This is a genomic window from Bacteroidia bacterium (assembly GCA_039924845.1).
In the GTDB taxonomy this organism is placed as follows: Bacteria; Bacteroidota; Bacteroidia; order DATLTG01; family DATLTG01; genus DATLTG01.
The window spans coordinates 1-16,339 of sequence record JBDTAC010000050.1; the positions used below are offsets into that span (position 1 = coordinate 1).

14 protein-coding genes are annotated in these 16,339 nt (G+C 35.0%); 8 read left to right on the top strand and 6 right to left on the bottom strand.

Features of this window, described 5'->3' with window-relative positions:
- The first annotated feature begins 205 nt into the window (after positions 1-205).
- Complete coding sequence (locus tag ABIZ51_05300) at positions 206-1,168, top strand: gliding motility-associated C-terminal domain-containing protein (GenBank protein ID MEO7088194.1); 963 nt, start codon at positions 206-208, stop codon at positions 1,166-1,168.
- Positions 1,169-1,492: 324 nt separating this feature from the next.
- On the opposite strand, the gene ABIZ51_05305 is transcribed toward ABIZ51_05300, so the two are convergent.
- The 3 genes from ABIZ51_05305 to ABIZ51_05315 form a co-directional block, all read right to left on the bottom strand.
- A complete protein-coding gene (locus ABIZ51_05305; protein MEO7088195.1) occupies positions 1,493-2,086 on the bottom strand; it encodes a transferase hexapeptide repeat family protein in 594 nt (197 codons plus the stop codon).
- A 37-nt stretch (positions 2,087-2,123) separates the two neighbouring features.
- The gene (gene pcaF, locus ABIZ51_05310) at positions 2,124-3,329 is read right to left on the bottom strand and encodes a 3-oxoadipyl-CoA thiolase (protein ID MEO7088196.1); all 1,206 of its coding nucleotides are present in this window, start codon (positions 3,327-3,329) and stop codon (positions 2,124-2,126) included.
- A gap of 145 nt (positions 3,330-3,474) precedes the next feature.
- Positions 3,475-4,356 (bottom strand): GxxExxY protein, encoded by an 882-nt coding sequence (locus ABIZ51_05315; protein MEO7088197.1) that lies wholly within the window; start codon positions 4,354-4,356, stop codon positions 3,475-3,477.
- Between the two features lie 191 nt (positions 4,357-4,547).
- On the opposite strand from ABIZ51_05315, the gene ABIZ51_05320 reads away from it, so the two are divergent.
- Entirely contained in the window at positions 4,548-5,585 is a 1,038-nt protein-coding gene (locus ABIZ51_05320) for an SPOR domain-containing protein (protein MEO7088198.1), read from the top strand.
- 29 nt (positions 5,586-5,614) lie between these two features.
- On the opposite strand, the gene ABIZ51_05325 is transcribed toward ABIZ51_05320, so the two are convergent.
- Genes ABIZ51_05325 through rbfA form a run of 3 tightly spaced genes read right to left on the bottom strand, consistent with a single transcriptional unit; the run spans position 5,615 to position 8,029 of the window.
- Complete coding sequence (locus ABIZ51_05325; GenBank protein ID MEO7088199.1) at positions 5,615-6,835, bottom strand: FtsX-like permease family protein; 1,221 nt, start codon at positions 6,833-6,835, stop codon at positions 5,615-5,617.
- Between the two features lie 41 nt (positions 6,836-6,876).
- Positions 6,877-7,680, bottom strand: coding sequence for a class I SAM-dependent methyltransferase (locus ABIZ51_05330; protein MEO7088200.1), 804 nt, complete (start codon positions 7,678-7,680; stop codon positions 6,877-6,879).
- A 7-nt stretch (positions 7,681-7,687) separates the two neighbouring features.
- Positions 7,688-8,029 carry a 30S ribosome-binding factor RbfA gene (gene rbfA / locus ABIZ51_05335; protein MEO7088201.1) on the bottom strand — a complete coding sequence of 114 codons (342 nt, stop codon included), beginning with the start codon at positions 8,027-8,029 and terminating at the stop codon, positions 7,688-7,690.
- A 123-nt stretch (positions 8,030-8,152) separates the two neighbouring features.
- Here rbfA and ABIZ51_05340 point away from each other — a divergent pair, with 123 nt between their 5' ends.
- The 6 genes from ABIZ51_05340 (at position 8,153) to ABIZ51_05365 (ending at position 16,312) form a co-directional block, all read left to right on the top strand.
- Positions 8,153-8,572 carry a Rid family hydrolase gene (locus ABIZ51_05340; protein ID MEO7088202.1) on the top strand — a complete coding sequence of 140 codons (420 nt, stop codon included), beginning with the start codon at positions 8,153-8,155 and terminating at the stop codon, positions 8,570-8,572.
- 59 nt (positions 8,573-8,631) lie between these two features.
- Entirely contained in the window at positions 8,632-9,651 is a 1,020-nt protein-coding gene (locus ABIZ51_05345; GenBank protein MEO7088203.1) for a T9SS type A sorting domain-containing protein, read from the top strand.
- 356 nt (positions 9,652-10,007) lie between these two features.
- Positions 10,008-13,619, top strand: coding sequence for an isoleucine--tRNA ligase (ileS, locus tag ABIZ51_05350; protein MEO7088204.1), 3,612 nt, complete (start codon positions 10,008-10,010; stop codon positions 13,617-13,619).
- Between the two features lie 625 nt (positions 13,620-14,244).
- Entirely contained in the window at positions 14,245-14,628 is a 384-nt protein-coding gene (locus ABIZ51_05355; protein MEO7088205.1) for a TraR/DksA C4-type zinc finger protein, read from the top strand.
- Positions 14,629-14,737: 109 nt separating this feature from the next.
- On the top strand, positions 14,738-15,352 hold the full coding sequence (locus tag ABIZ51_05360; protein MEO7088206.1) for a lipoprotein signal peptidase: 615 nt from the start codon (positions 14,738-14,740) through the stop codon (positions 15,350-15,352).
- Positions 15,353-15,373: 21 nt separating this feature from the next.
- Positions 15,374-16,312 (top strand): pyridoxal-phosphate dependent enzyme, encoded by a 939-nt coding sequence (locus ABIZ51_05365; GenBank protein MEO7088207.1) that lies wholly within the window; start codon positions 15,374-15,376, stop codon positions 16,310-16,312.
- The last annotated feature ends 27 nt before the right edge of the window (positions 16,313-16,339 follow it).

Here is a 16,339-nt window from a genome sequence, read left to right on the forward strand (position 1 = left end):
ACTGCCTCACTCACAGTTCATACTGAGACACTCACAGCTGTGACTAAGATACTCACAGCTCATTAATAAATGCTATTATCCTCTCAAGACGCTTGTTTAACAAGGCAATTCCGTTTTAAAAGTACTCACTTCTTCTCCGCAGTAAATTCTGTTGAAGTTTATTTAAGACCATAGGAAAAACTGTATCTTTGATTTGAACTAACAGATGAAAAAAACATTCTTTCTATTACTTTTTTCGCTTTGCCTCTTGGCTTTTACAACAAAAGCACAACCGCAAAATTTAGTAACTAATCCCAGTTTCGAAATTTCTGATACGTGTCCTAATAATCTTGGTGAAATTAGTATAGCTACACCTTGGATTTCTCCAACATTAGGAACTCCAGATTATTATAATACGTGTGCCTCAGCGCCATCTGGAGTAAATGCACCAAATAATGTTTATGGTAGCCAAAATGCGCATTCGGGTTTGGGGTATGGAGGGTTTGTAACTTATTCATTATACGATTCTAATTATAGAGAATATTTACAAGTGCAACTATTACATAATCTGATAAAGGGTAAAAAGTATTGTGTTAGCTTTTTTGTAAGCTTAGCTGATAGCGTAGAATATAGTACAAAAGATATGGGAATATTTTTTTCCACCAAAGCAATAACAAGTACGAACTTTTTTAATTTAAATCAGATACCTCAAATAGTTGAAGACACTAATATAACTAACAAAGTAAATTGGACGATTGTAAGCGGAAGTTTTATTGCAGATTCAACTTATTCATACATTACTATTGGAAACTTTGATGATGATTTACAATGTAATGCTCTACCAAGCGGTGTTTCATCAAGTAGCCCACAATACGGAGGAGCTTATTACTACATAGATGATGTTTCAGTAACGGAGTGTGATGATACAATTGCAACAAATGATGATGTGGTGCAAATACCCAATGTAATTACACCCAACAACGATGGCAAAAACGATTATTTTGTGATAGAGAACTTACCCGATAACAGCGAGCTTACTATTTATAACCGTTGGGGTAATAACGTTTACCAAAGCCTCAATTATCAAAACAATTGGAAAGCGGATGAAGTAAATGCAGGAACGTATTATTACCTATTAACTTTACCAAATAAGGAAGTGAAGAAAGGGTTCCTTGAAGTGATAAAGTAAATGCAGAATGCAGAATTAAGAATGCAGAATTAAGAATGGTGAATTACAAATAGAATTGAAAATATGAAGATGTACCGATTGAATAAATGCAGAATTAAGAATGCAGAATTTAAAGCGGCATAGGATTTCGAATACGGTTTTAGCAAAATGAAAGTGTGATGAATACGGGGAAATCATCCGATGAATAACTTTCAGGAAGCTAAAATGAAATGAGAAAGTCAAGCCTTGAATTTTTGTTTCTTTTGCTTCAAGGCAAAAGAAAAAGCAAAAAACAATTAAGAATGCAAAACTGATTTGAAGATATGTAGATTGAAAAAGCGCACCTTATTTTTTACTCTGATTCCAGGTTTTGTAAAAATCTTGTTGCGTGGGTCGGTTAGTTTCCTTTTCTCGCAAAGGCTCGCAAGGCTTTAATGTTTTACGGCATTCTTCTGGAAGTTGCTGATATAATTTTGTTCCACTCGTTTTCCATTCAATCATTTCATCACTTACGTCCTTCACAATTTTTGCAGGATTGCCTACCAAAATCTTTTTTTCAGGAACAATCGTATCTGCTTTCACAAAACTCAATGCGCCCACAATACAATTATCACCAATAATCACATTGTCCATAATAACAGCATTCATTCCAATCATCGCATTTTTCCCAATAATAGCTCCGTGAATAATCGCTCCATGACCAATGTGTGCAGCTTCTTTCAACACAACAGTTGTTCCCGGAAACATGTGAATAGTGCAATTTTCCTGCACATTACAACCGTCTTCAATAATAATTTCACCCCAATCACCACGAATAGCAGCACCAGGACCAACATATACATTTTTGCCAATAATCACATTCCCAGTTACTGTCGCCTGCGGATGAATGAACGCACTTTCGTGGATGACAGGTTTGTAGCCGTTAAATTCGTAAATCATATTAATTTAGGATTTGAGATTTCTTGATTTAAGGAATTTATACTCTCTCTATTACTACCGCAAAACCTTGTCCAACGCCAATACACATAGTTACCAATGCGTATTTTTTATTTTGTTCGTGCAACTCAATAGCAGCCGAATTTAAAATACGCGCGCCACTCATTCCTAAAGGATGTCCGAGCGCAATAGCGCCACCATTCGGATTGATGCGCGGATCGTTATCGTCTAATTTCCAAGAACGAATACACGCCAAACTTTGTGCAGCAAAAGCTTCGTTGAGTTCGATAATATCCATATCGCTCATTTTTAAACCAGCTCTTTTTAACGCTAAATTACTTGCTTCCACCGGACCAATTCCCATTACTCGTGGCTCCACTCCTACTACTCCCGAACTTACAATCCGGACTTTGGGTTTCAAATTATATTTTTTAATTGCATCTTCAGATGCCAATAAAAGTGCCGCAGCTCCATCATTTAAACCAGACGAATTTCCGGCAGTTACTGTTCCATCCTTTCTGAATGCAGGTTTCAGTTTATTTAAAATTTCCAAAGAAGACAAAGGTTTCACAAATTCATCCGCATCAAACATTTTAGGTTCGCCTTTTTTCTGGGGGATTTCTACTGGAAAAATTTCTTTTTCAAAACGTTTTTTTGCTTGTGCTGTACTTGCTTTTTGTTGAGAACGCAATGAGAATAAATCTTGATCAGCACGATTAATTTTAAATTTATCCGCCAAATTTTCAGCTGTCTCGCCCATTCCCTCCGTTCCGTAAAGCTCTTTCATTTTCGGATTGATAAATCGCCAACCGAAACTGCTATCAAACATTTGTGCATCTCTGCCAAAAGCAGCCGAAGTTTTTGAAATTACCCAAGGACCACGCGTCATATTTTCAACGCCACCGGCAATAATCAAATCAGATTCGTTCACCATAATAGCACGTGCCGCAGAAATGGCTGCCGATAATCCGGAAGCACATAAACGATTTACTGTTTCGCCTGGAACTGAATGTGGCAAACCTGCCAACAAAAGCGCCATTCGCGCAACATTCCGATTGTCTTCTCCGGCTTGATTAGCGCAACCCAAAATAACATCTGATATTTGATTGATATCAATTGACGGATTTCTTTCAATCAATTTTTTTAATGTCATAGCCGCCAAATCATCCGTACGAACGGGTGCTAATGTTCCACCAAAATTTCCAATCGCAGTGCGAATTCCATCAATTATATAAGCTTGTTTCATGTGGTTACGAATAAACGAATTGTTACAAATTTACTTATGGGTTACTAATGAACGAATAATTACAAATTTACGAATACGAATTATTGATTACGAATAAACTAATAATTACAAATTTACAAATACGAATTTTGATTTTGAATCGAAATTATATTGTTTTTATTTTTTCTTTATTTAACAACTCAATGTTTAATACTCTTTTAAATTTGACCTCATTTCTTCCGAATGAAATTAAAATTCCCAATTTTAATTTAGAAATAATTAAGTAGTTTAATAACTGGTCATAATGAGATTTTGAGAACCTATCCGTGGATTTTATCTCCACAACAATTTTAGAGTCTACTAAAAAATCGAAATAATTTTTACCTATAATTTTATTCTCAAATTTTATGGAATTAAAAACTTGCTGTTCCGTTTTTATATTGTTTTTTTTGAAACTTTCAAACAGTGCTTTTTGGTACACCAGTTCTTTGTGATTTCCTCCAATTTCATTATATACATCAAATGCAGCACCAACAATTTTGTAACTTAATTCAGGAAAAATTATTTTTTTATTTTGTATAATCTCTTTCTTCATTTCGTTAATTCGTAACGATTCGCTATTCGTAACATCCCAGTCTTTACTAGTTCTATAAACAGTTCCTTTAAATAAAGCAACAATTTTTTTGTCCTGATTTTTTATAGTGATTTGATAAATTCCTATTTTATTGGAAAGACTCATTTCTTCTGCTGTAGCGATAAGAACATCACCTTCTTTACAAGGTTCTGTATGTGAAATAGACGTTTCCACCGAAACACTTTTTCTTCCGTGTGAATTAGAAGCAAACGCCAAAGCACTATCTGCCAACGAATAAGTTATTCCGCCATGTGCAATACCAAATCCGTTGAGCATTTCTTTTCGGATTTTCATTTTCAAAACACACGCTCCAGTTTCAATTTTCACACATTCAATACCCAGCCAAGAACTAAAACCATCGTTCTTGTACATTTTATCAATCACTTTTTCAGCCAATGATTTTTTAAATTCCATCTTGCAAAAATATCAAATAATGTGGATTGAATGCGTATCCGTGCGCTCCTTTTATAGGTACTTGAAAAATTAATTTTCTGAAGCCTAAAAATCGAATCGTAAAGATAATCGTTTGGTGGAAAGCATGTTTCGTTTTGGTGTGTAAAAGCAAACAAAAAAATCGTATTTTTGATTCCGTTAAAATAAAATAAGTGGATATTTCTCAACACATCAGCGATTTATTGTTCGACCACGATTGCGTGGTTGTTCCTACGCTTGGCGGCTTTGTTAGCAATTATTCGCACGCGGTTGTACATCCAATTTTACACACCTTTGAGCCGCCTTCCAAAAAAATTGTTTTTAATAAAAATTTGCAAAATAACGACGGACTTTTAGCGGATTCGATTTGCAGAGTTGAAAAAATAAATTTTCAAGAGGCTTCCAAAATTATTTTTTCATTTGTTGAAAACTGCAAAAAAGAAATCGCTCAAGGAAACAGAGTTACGATTGAAAAAGTGGGCATTCTTTTCAGTGATATCGAAGGAAATTTACAATTTGAACACGATAAAAACACGAATTATTCTACAGATTCTTTTGGATTAACAACATTTTATTCTCCAGCTATTTTGCGTGAAAATTATCAGCAAAAAATCGAGAAAAAATTTAAAGATCGCGCACCAATTGAAAATCGCCCGAAAAAAAATCAACTCAAAAGATACGTGGTAATTGCGATTGTGGTGCCAGTATTGGCTTTATTAATTTGGCTTCCACTGAAAACTAATTTTTTTCAGGATACTAATTACGCGAGTTTAAATCCGTTCAGCAAAAAAATTACAGCAGAATATGTGCCTTCAAAAAATAATTTTTCAGCCAACATTCAAAAAAATAATTCTGCAAACACATTTATTACAACACCTAATAACAATGGGGTTTCAACACTCCATTTGACAAATAATAATTCTGAAAGCATTTTAGTACGTATAAAATCTTCAGGAAAAACAACTGACTTTTCTACCTCTACAATCCAAAAAAATTATCACGTCATTGGCGGCTGTTTTACCTATTTAGAAAACGCACAACGTTTAGTAAAAAAATTACAATCCGAAAATATTTCGGCTGAAATTATCGGTAAAAATGAACAAGGATTAAATGTGGTAAGTCTTGGTAATTACGCTACTCAGCAAGAAGCAGAAAATGCACTTCCTAATTTTCGTTCTCAAAACCCAGGAGCTTGGGTGTTGAAAAAATAATTTTTTGAACACGAAATTTCAGCCCAAAATCAAATTGCCTTTTCTAAATATTTTTTCGTAAAAATACGCACAGGATACCATGCCGCGAAAAATCCGATGACCATTACAATACCTAAAATTTTCAGAATGTCCATCACTTGCATACTCACTGGATACGCGTCAACCACGTAACCTTGATTAAAACGCACCAATTTAAAATGAAGTTGTAACCAACAAATTAAGGCACCTAATAACAAGCCAGAAAGTGCGCCAATAAAGGTTATCAAAATTCCTTCAATTAAAAAAATACTACGAATTGTTTTCACACTTGCGCCCATATCCCACAAAATAGAAATGTCTTTTTTCTTTTCCAAAATCAACATCGTGAGCGAACCAATCACGTTGAATGTAGCAACAATCAGAATAAAAACGAGAATAATAAACGTCCATAATTTTTCCGATTTGAGCGTTTTAAAAAGTAATTCATTTTGCTCATCTCGGTTTTTCACATCGTACTTCGCTCCTACTATTTTCTGAATTTCCGTTTGCGCCAATTTCGCGTCTGTACCTTTTTTCAAAGACAATTCGATGGAACTAATTTCATCCGTATAACCAAATAAATCTCGCGCAAAAGCCAATGGCGCCAACACATATTGATAATCAAAATCATCATTAATAGAAAAAACGCCCGAAACGTAAGTGATTTTTTTATTGAACGCATTTTCCGGATCGAGCGAAGAATGAATTCCGCGTGTGGGCGCATATACGGAAACAGGCGTAAATCCATCATTTCCGTTGATATTGAGTTGATAACTGATTCCTTTCCCAGGAATAATATACGATTGTCCATTTTCTTCCAACTTAAATTTTCCTTCGCGAATCAGCGTATCAAAGCGCGTCATTTTTTCATACGCATCGCACACACCTTTAATAGTTGCAAGGCATTGCTGGCTATTACTTTTCAGCAGCGCATTGTCTTCCAACACTTCTGAATAAAACGAAACGTACGTTGCTTTTTTCAATGCTAAAAATTCAGGCGCGTTGGCAGAAAAAGTTTTTCCTTCGTGCAAAGTAATTTTTATGTCGGGATCAAAAGAATTGTACAAAGATTTTACCAAGTCGGAAAGCCCGTTAAATGCGGAAAGTACGATTACTAATGCCATTGTTCCGATGCAAATTCCGAGTACCGAAATACTCGAAATAATATTAATCGCGTTATGCGATTTTTTAGATACCAAGTATCGTTTAGCGATGTAAAATGGTAAGTTCAAAATTTTTGTTTTGAAAAATTATTTTTTTGAAGCGGTCTTTTTTACTTCCACGCTTTCACGATCAAGCCCGTTCCACTTGCGTGATTCCCATGCGTATCAAAATAATTCAACACAAAAGAAAACGGATAGGTAATCAAAAAATAAAAAGGTAAAATGACGAAAAATATTTTTGAAACGCCGAGTAATTGAATCGGATATTTCATCGATAATCTCCAAGAAATTTTTCCGGGTGTTCCGTACGCATAACGCGCTTCCACTTTTGTAAAGCCGGCCGAAATTAATTTTTGTTCAATCTCTTTAATGTTGTAACCATCGCGCACATGTTCTTCAATAAAAGAAGTATTATTTTCTTCGTTCACTCCTGAACCACCTTGGTCGGAAGGCGTTGAAATCAAAAGCATTCCATCTTTTTTCAAAGAAAAACAAAAGTTTTTAAATACTTCTACATCTTCTAAAATATGTTCCATCACATCGACCGACAAAATAAAATCGAAAAAATTCTCTTTGCGAAATTTTGTCAAATCAGCGATTTCAAATTGTACATTTTTTTTGCCGGCTGCCGAAAAAAACTTTTTGCAATCTTCCATTTGCTCTTCTTTCACATCCACGGAAAGAATGTTCCATTTCGGATTCATTTTCGCCATGTAATACGAATACTGTCCGAAGCCAGAGCCAGCATCTAAAATTTCTGCTTGCGTTTTACCTTTCGCCCATTTTTTAAATTCTTTGTGAACGTGCCACGTGCGCAACAACAATAAATCGAGCAGCGCGTAAAATAATTTTCGGAGAAAAGGAGATTTATTGAAAACGTTGCCTAAGCTGCGTTTGATGGGATCGTAGTGCATTGAGAAATTATTTTTTTTTCAGTAAAAGATCTATTTTTTCGGCGTAATCAAAAGAATCATCGAGAAAAAAAGTAAGATGTGGAATGATTCGAACTTGCTTGCCGATGCGCATTCCCAAAGCTTTGCGAATTTCTTTGGTCGATTCTGTGATTTTTTCCATCAAGGTTTCGCGCGTTTTTGTTCCAAAAATACTGAGGTACACTTTGGCGGAAGATAAATCTGGACTGATGCGCACCATTGTTACCGAAGTTAGTACATTGCCAACAACGGAGCGGCATTCGAGCTGAAAAATTTCGCCTAATTCCTTTTGTACTAATCTCGAAACTTTTAATTGTCTGGTAGAATCCATAATGCGGCAAATGTACAAATTAAGTTTAATTTTCAGAAAATGGTTTTTTCTATTTCAATCTGAATAGTGTTCCATTCTCCTCTTTTTAGTACTTTCGCCTTCAACATAAACGCTATTTTTAAAATGAGTGATTCAAAAATAAATTCTTCTAAAGCACCAGAACCTGTTGGTTTATATCCGCATGCGCGGAAAGTCGGAAATTTACTTTTTCTTTCGGGTGTTGGTCCGCGCGAACGCGGAAATGCAAAAATTCCGGGTGTAGAATTGGATACCAATGGAAAAATTAGTTCGTACGATATCGAAACCCAATGCCACAGCGTGTTTAAAAACATCAGATACATTGTTGAAGAAGCCGGAAGTAGCTGGGATAAAATTGTGGACGTAACCGTTTTTCTGACCAATATGAAAGATGATTTCAAAACCTATAATCGCATTTATGCAGAATATTTCAAGGACAATCAACCTTGTAGAACGACCGTGGAAATAAATTGTTTACCAACGCCCATTGCCATCGAATTAAAAGTAATTGCAACGCTTGATTGAATCAATAATTATAATAGCTTTGCACTACTATATATCCTAACTAAATAAAACGAACCATTATGAAAAAAACTTTACAAAATTTAATTTTTACTGCAAGTTTGTTCGCTGCCTTTATAAGCGCTGCGCAACCCACTTTGACTGAAGCAAACATCGCTCCAGTAATCGGAGATCAATACACCGAAAATATAACCGGTTATGTAAGTCCTGGAACTTCGGGAGCAAATCAAACATGGAATTTATCAAGTATGACAAGCTCCAGCTCTTCAACTACAAATGCGGTTTCGGTATCTTCCACAACTTACGGCTCCAGTTTTCCAAGTGCAACTATCGCCTTCTCAGCATCTGGAAATGTTTCCTATGAAAAAATTTCGGCTACAGCTGAACAAAATTATGGTATTGTTCAAGGAGGAACAACAGTTATTGCCTATTCAAATCCAGAGGATATTCTTCGTTTTCCGTTCGCTTACACCAACACATACACAGACCCTTGGGCTACAACTTATGTAAGTTCAGGGTATACCTATTACCGAGCAGGAACTACTGCTGTTACTGCGGATGGCTACGGAACACTGAAGCTTCCAAGCGGAACTTACTCCAATGTAATGCGCGTTCATTTTGTACAGAATTATCAAGATTCAACAAACATAAGCGGCAATCCTATTATTATCACTTATCAGAACGATGAATATATGTGGTACTTAGCTAATAATCATTCTCCAATAGCAACTGTTAATACTTTTACAGCTAACGGTAGTCCATCACAATCTGGAACTTATTTAAATAATATTACTACCGGAATAGCTGAAAACAGTATGCTTACTGGTTTTAATTTATATCCAAATCCTGCTTCTACCGAATTGAATGTGAATGTAAGTTTAGCCGCAAACAAAAAAGTAGAAATTAATTTATTAAATGTATTGGGAGAAAGCGTTGGAACAACCATTATTGCAGATGGTTTACAAGGAAACAATACGTATCAAGTAAATACTTCTAATTTATCGGCAGGCATTTATTTTGCTCAAATTATGTTAGATGGAAAATTGATTTCCGCTAAACGATTTATCGTTTCGAAAAATTAATTTTTCAAACACCTTTTTTAAAATCCCGCCAAAAGCGGGATTTTTTATGCTTTTTCAATCTGTTTTCTTAATTTCTTTTTTCTTGAAAGAAAAGAAACAAAAATTCAAGGCTTGGATTCCTCATTTCATTTTAGCTTCCTGAAAGCTATTCTAATGGGCGATTTTCTCACACGTTCGGAACTTCCCAATCTCATCACGCCTTCAGTTTACTAAAATTTCATTCGCAATCCGAAGCCGTTTTCTATTCCAAAAAATAATTTTTTAAAGATGTTTTTACTTCAAAAAAAATTGCTTTTTTTCCTATCGCTGAAAAAATTATCTTTGCACGCTAATTTTTAGCACATCTTATTTTAATTATGAGTAAAAAGTATAACGAATATAAATCCTTGAATCTTCCGCAAATAGCGGATGAAATGCTTGCTTTTTGGGAAAAGGAAAAAATATTTGAAAAAAGTATTTCGTCCCGCGAAGGAAAAGAATCGTTTGTTTTTTACGAAGGTCCGCCTTCTGCCAACGGTTTGCCGGGCATTCATCACGTGATGGCGCGCTCGATAAAAGATATCTTTTGTCGCTACAAAACTTTAAAAGGATTTCAAGTAAACCGAAAAGCGGGCTGGGATACGCACGGATTACCGATAGAATTAAGCGTTGAAAAATCTTTAGGAATTACAAAAGAAGACATCGGGAAAAAAATTTCTATCGAAGAATACAACAATGCGTGTCGGAAAGAGGTAATGAAATACACCGATAAATGGGAAGAATTAACAAAAAAAATGGGCTATTGGGTGGACATGAAACATCCATACATTACTTACGAAAATAAATACATCGAGAGCGTTTGGTATTTGCTAAACGAACTTTACAAAAAGAATTTTTTATACAAAGGATTTACCATTCAGCCATATTCTCCAGCAGCCGGAACAGGTTTAAGCACGCACGAATTAAACCAACCGGGTTGTTACCGAAATGTGAAAGACAGAACGGCTGTGGTTATGTTTAAGGTGAAAAACAAAACTGAAAAATTCAAAGAAAGAGAAGCTGAGAATAAAATTAAATTTGATAATGAATACTATTATTATGAGGATATTATTAAAAAAGAATCTTTTTTAAATTTAGAAACATATTTTTTAGCTTGGACGACAACTCCTTGGACATTGCCTTCCAATACAGCACTAGCTGTTGGTGGAAAAATAGAATATATCGAAATTATATCTAGGGTTGATAATATCAATTTTGTGAAACTAATCCTTGCGACTGATTTATTCAAAAATTATTTTAAGATTTCGGGCGAGAATAAAAACCTAGGTATTGCAAGCTGCAATCTTAGTGGACAACCTCATGATATAGAAACAAATTCTCCAGAAGGAAATTTTAATCTCAAACTATGGGAAGAAATAAACAAAACCAAATTATGGATTGTATCTGGAAATTATTTAGGTTCCGATTTAGCAGGCATAAAATACGAGCAACTTTTGCCTTTTGAAGCAAATAAAAATGTTGAATTAAATGGCGATGAAAAAAAATGGGAAGATGCGGCAGGTAAAGTTATCATCGGAGATTTTGTAACTACCACAGATGGAACCGGAATTGTACACATCGCGCCAAGCTTTGGTGCAGACGATTTTCGAGCTGCAAAACAAAATGGAATTGGTTCCTTAACTTTGGTTGACAAACGCGGAAAATTTTTGCCGGAAGTAAAAGACGACATTTTTCTTTACGGAGAAGAATATGTGAAAGAAGCCTATTTAACGGATCAAGAAAAAGAAATTGAATTCAAAAAGCAAAAACAAATTCTTGAAAAAGAAGAAAAAATAAAAGACTTAAAAAATTATTTAAGTGTTGATGAACGCATCGTTTTAAAACTTCAGGAAGAAGGAAAATTATTTAAAAAGGAAAGCTACGAACACAGTTATCCGCATTGTTGGCGCACCGATAAACCGATTTTATATTATCCGTTAGATTCGTGGTTTGTGAAAACAACCGCCTTAAAAGACAGGATGATTGAATTGAATAAAACCATTAATTGGAAGCCAGAATCCACAGGAACAGGTCGTTTCGGAAATTGGTTGGAAAATTTACAAGATTGGAATTTGTCGCGTTCGCGTTATTGGGGAATTCCGATTCCGATTTGGACAAGCGAAGATAAAACAGAACAAATTTGCATCGGTTCGGCAGAACATCTTCAAAAAGAAATTGAAAATGCTGTTGCAAAAAAAATCATGAATGCCAATCCTTTAAAAGATTTCGAGGCAGGAAATTTTTCGAAAGAAAATTATGATTCTTTTGATTTACATCGCCCGTATGCTGATGAAATCTTTTTAGAAAAGAACGGAAAAAAACTTTTTCGCGAAGCAGATTTAATTGACGTCTGGTTTGATAGCGGCTCAATGCCTTATGCGCAGCTTCATTATCCGTTTGAAAATAAAAATCTGATTGATCAGAGAAAAAATTTCCCAGCCGACTTTATTGCGGAAGGTGTGGATCAAACACGCGGTTGGTTTTTTACTTTGCATGCCATTTCCACTATGTGCTTTGATTCCGTAGCGTATAAAAATGTTATTTCCAACGGATTGGTACTGGATAAAAACGGAAATAAAATGAGCAAACGTTTAGGAAATGCTGCCGATCCGTTTGAAACATTGAAAAAATATGGCGCTGATGCTACGCGTTGGTACATGATTACGAATGCTTCGCCTTGGGATAATTTAAAATTTGATTTGGAAGGAATTTCAGAAGTGCAACGCAAATTTTTTGGAACGCTTTACAATACCTATAATTTTTTCGCGCTGTACGCGAACATTGACGGATTTAACTATTCTGAAAAAGAGATTCCGATTGAAAATCGTCCTGAAATTGATCGCTGGATTTTGTCGGAATTACATTCCTTAATTAAAAACGTGAACGATGCTTTCGCAGATTATGAACCTACAAAAGCAGGTCGCGCTATCGAATATTTTTTGGATGAACATTTGAGTAATTGGTACGTAAGGCTTTGTCGCAGACGTTTTTGGAAAGGCGAATATTCTGCAGATAAAATTGCGGCGTATCAAACCTTGTATCAATGTTTGGAAACGATTGCACAATTGGCTTCGCCGATTGCACCATTTTTTATGGAAAAATTATTTTTGGATTTGAATACAATCACCAAAAAACATTCGGTCGAATCCGTTCATCTGAGCTATTTCCCAGAGTTTGATAAAAAAATAATTGATGTTGATTTGGAAGAGCGTATGGAATTGGCGCAAAAAATTTCGTCTATGGTTTTATCCATTCGCAAAAAAGAAAATATTCGGGTGCGCCAACCGCTCAATAAAATTCAAATTCCTGTTTTGGACGATTCTTTTCAGAAAAAAATAGAAGGCGTGAAAGAATTGATTTTATCCGAAGTAAATGTCAAAAACATTGATTTTGTGTATGAATCAACTACTTCCATTACCAAAAATTTAAAATTAAATTTCAAAACACTAGGCAAAAAATGTGGAAAACACATGAAATCTGTTCAAACATTTGCTGCTGAAAATGCACAACTCATTATTTCGAGTATCGAGAAAACAGGAAAATTTGAATTGAAATTTGATACTGATACAATTGTGTTGGAAAATGAAGACGTGGAAATTATCCCGGTGGATATTCCAGGTTGGAAAGTGGCAAATACTGGACAATTAACCGTTGCTTTGGACGTTACCATTACGTCCGAATTGAAGGAAGAAGGCATTGCCCGCGAATTGGTTAACCGCATCCAAAACCTAAGAAAAGAGACGCATTTAGACGTAACTGATAAAATTTCTGTTAAAATTCAAAGAAATATTGCAATAAATGCTGCAATAAGTAATAATTTCGACTATATTTGCTCTGAGACTTTAGCGTCTTCGTTAGAAATGGTGGATGAATTGAAAGGCGAAAAAACCTTTGCGGTAGATGTAAACGAAGATATTAAAACGCTCATTTACATTGATAAATTAAATTAATACAAAGCACATGGCTAAAAAAGCATCGAAAGCTAAACCTGCAAAAAAGGTAGCTAAACCTGTAAAAAAAGCAGCGGTAAAAAAACCTGCTGCAAAAAAAATCGTTCCGAAAAAAGTGGTAACCCTTTCAAAGAAAAAAACAATCGCTAAAAAAGCTGCTCCAAAAAAAGTAGCCAAACCTGCAAAAAAGGTAATTGCTAAGAAAGTAACTACTAAAAAACTTGCAAAACCAACTAAAAAAGTGGTTGCTAAGAAAGCGATTATCAGAAAAATCGTAGCGAAAAAAACAACTAAACCAGCAAAACCAGTTAAGAAAATAGTTGCAAAAAAAATAGCAAAACCTATTGTTGCTACAAAGAAAAAGGAAGAGAAGATGAAAATTATTCCAGTGAAAGCAAAAAAAGCAATTGCTAAAAAAATAATTTCAGCGCCGGCTCCTATTGTAAAAGCAAAACCACAACCGATTGTTGCAAAAAAACCGAAAATGGAAAAACCTATTTCGCGTAAAAAGCAACGAGAAAGCATGATAGATGAGGAACCTGAACACGATAGTTTGTATTATCAAAGGATAGAAATTCCAGCGGATGTCATTAAAAAATTAGAGAAACCTCAACCGGCACCTGCCATTAATACAGATGCTCGCAAGCGCTATTCGGATGCCGAATTGAAAGAGTTCAAACAATTAATTCGAGGAAAATTGGACGAAGCTCAAAAAGATTATGAATTGTTGAAAAGCACTTTATCGCACAAAGATGATAACGGCACGGACGACACCTCTCCTACTTTTAAATTGTTGGAAGATGGCTCAGATGTTTTGTCGAAAGAAGAAACAGCGCAATTAGCGATACGACAAGAGAAATTTATGCAAAGTTTGCAAAATGCACTGATTCGCATTGAAAACAAAACATACGGAATTTGTCGCGTTACCGGTAAATTAATTTCCAAAGAGCGTTTACGAAGTGTGCCTCACGCCACTTTGAGCATTGATGCCAAATTGGAACAATACTAATAAAAAAGAAAGGTTATCCTAAAAAGATAACCTTTCTTTTTTATTCCAAATCCTATTTCATTTTCCTACTTTTGTCCCTCATTAGTCAAAAAATTAATTTTTCATTCTCTTGAAAAAAGCGCTATCTGTTATTTTCTCTGTGTTATTGCTTGATCAGTTTATCAAAATATACATCAAAACCCATTTTTTATTGGGCGATGAAGTGCATGTTTTTGGAAATTGGTTCATTATACATTTCACTGAAAACAACGGAATGGCTTTCGGAATGGAGTTTGCGGGTAGCTACGGAAAAATATTTTTGAGCACGTTCCGTATCTTTGCTGTGTTGGGAATTGGCTGGTATTTACTCAAATTAATTCGTGAAAAAGCCCACAACGGCTTAATCATCAGCTTTGCGCTAATTTTTGCAGGAGCACTCGGAAATATTTTGGACAGCGCTTTTTACGGAATTATTTTCAGCGACAGCAATTATCAAATGGCTCAATTGTTTCCGAAAGGTGGTGGTTACGCACCTTTTTTACATGGAAAAGTAGTAGATATGTTTTATTTTCCTATTATGGAAGGACATTTCCCAACTTGGTTTCCACTTTGGAAAACAGAAGAATTTATTTTTTTTCGTCCCGTTTTTAATACCGCAGATGCCTCGATAACGGTAGGCGTTTTTATGATTTTATTTTTTCAAAAAAGATTTTATCCTACCAAAGCTTCGGAATCTCTTGCTTAAAAAGAAGTTTGATTTTCATGTTTGAAAAAATATTTTTTTGAAGCGATGAAAATCAACGAGAATACGCCAGTTCAAGAGATCAACGATTCGATACTTTCTTCTTTTGGTGTGAAATTATTTGTCAAACGAGACGATTTGAATCATCCGCAGATTAGCGGAAATAAATGGTTTAAACTCAAATACAACCTCGAAGAAGCCCGTATTCAACAGCATACTACGCTACTTACTTTTGGCGGATCTTTTTCCAATCACATTGCTGCAACAGCTGCTGCCGGTAAAGAATATGATTTTAAAACCATCGGAATTATTCGTGGTGATGAAAAAAAAATTCTGAACAGCACTTTAAAATTTGCTTCCGAATGTGGTATGAAATTGCATTTTATCAGTCGTGAAAAATACCGTGAAAAAGAAAATTCTGATTTTCTTGAGGAGTTAAAAAAAATATTTGGAAATTTTTATTTGCTTCCAGAAGGAGGTTCTAATTTATTAGCAGTAAAAGGCTGTGCAGAAATTATTAAAAATGTTTCTGTGCCGTTTGATTATGTCTGTTGTTCTTGCGGAACAGGTACAACGCTTGCAGGTATTGCTTCTTCGTTAAATACGAATCAAAAAGCGATTGGGTTCTCTTCTTTAAAAGGGGCGGATTTCCTCGAGAAAAACATTCAAAAAATGATTGTTGATTTCAGCGGAAAAGACCGTCACAATTGGCAAATTAATCACGATTTCCATTTCGGACGTTATGCAAAAGTAACGAATGAATTGAAAACATTTATTTCTGATTTTGAATTGAAACACACCATTCCGCTTGATTTTGTGTACACTGGAAAATTATTTTTCGGAATTTATGATTTAATTCAAAAAGGTTTTTTTGTAAAAGGCGAAACTATTTTAGTCGTTCATACTGGCGGCTTGCAAGGTAATGCCGGATTTACATCGCCAAAAAAGGCGTTGAAAAATTAATTTTTCAACGCCTTAAAATTTTAAGAA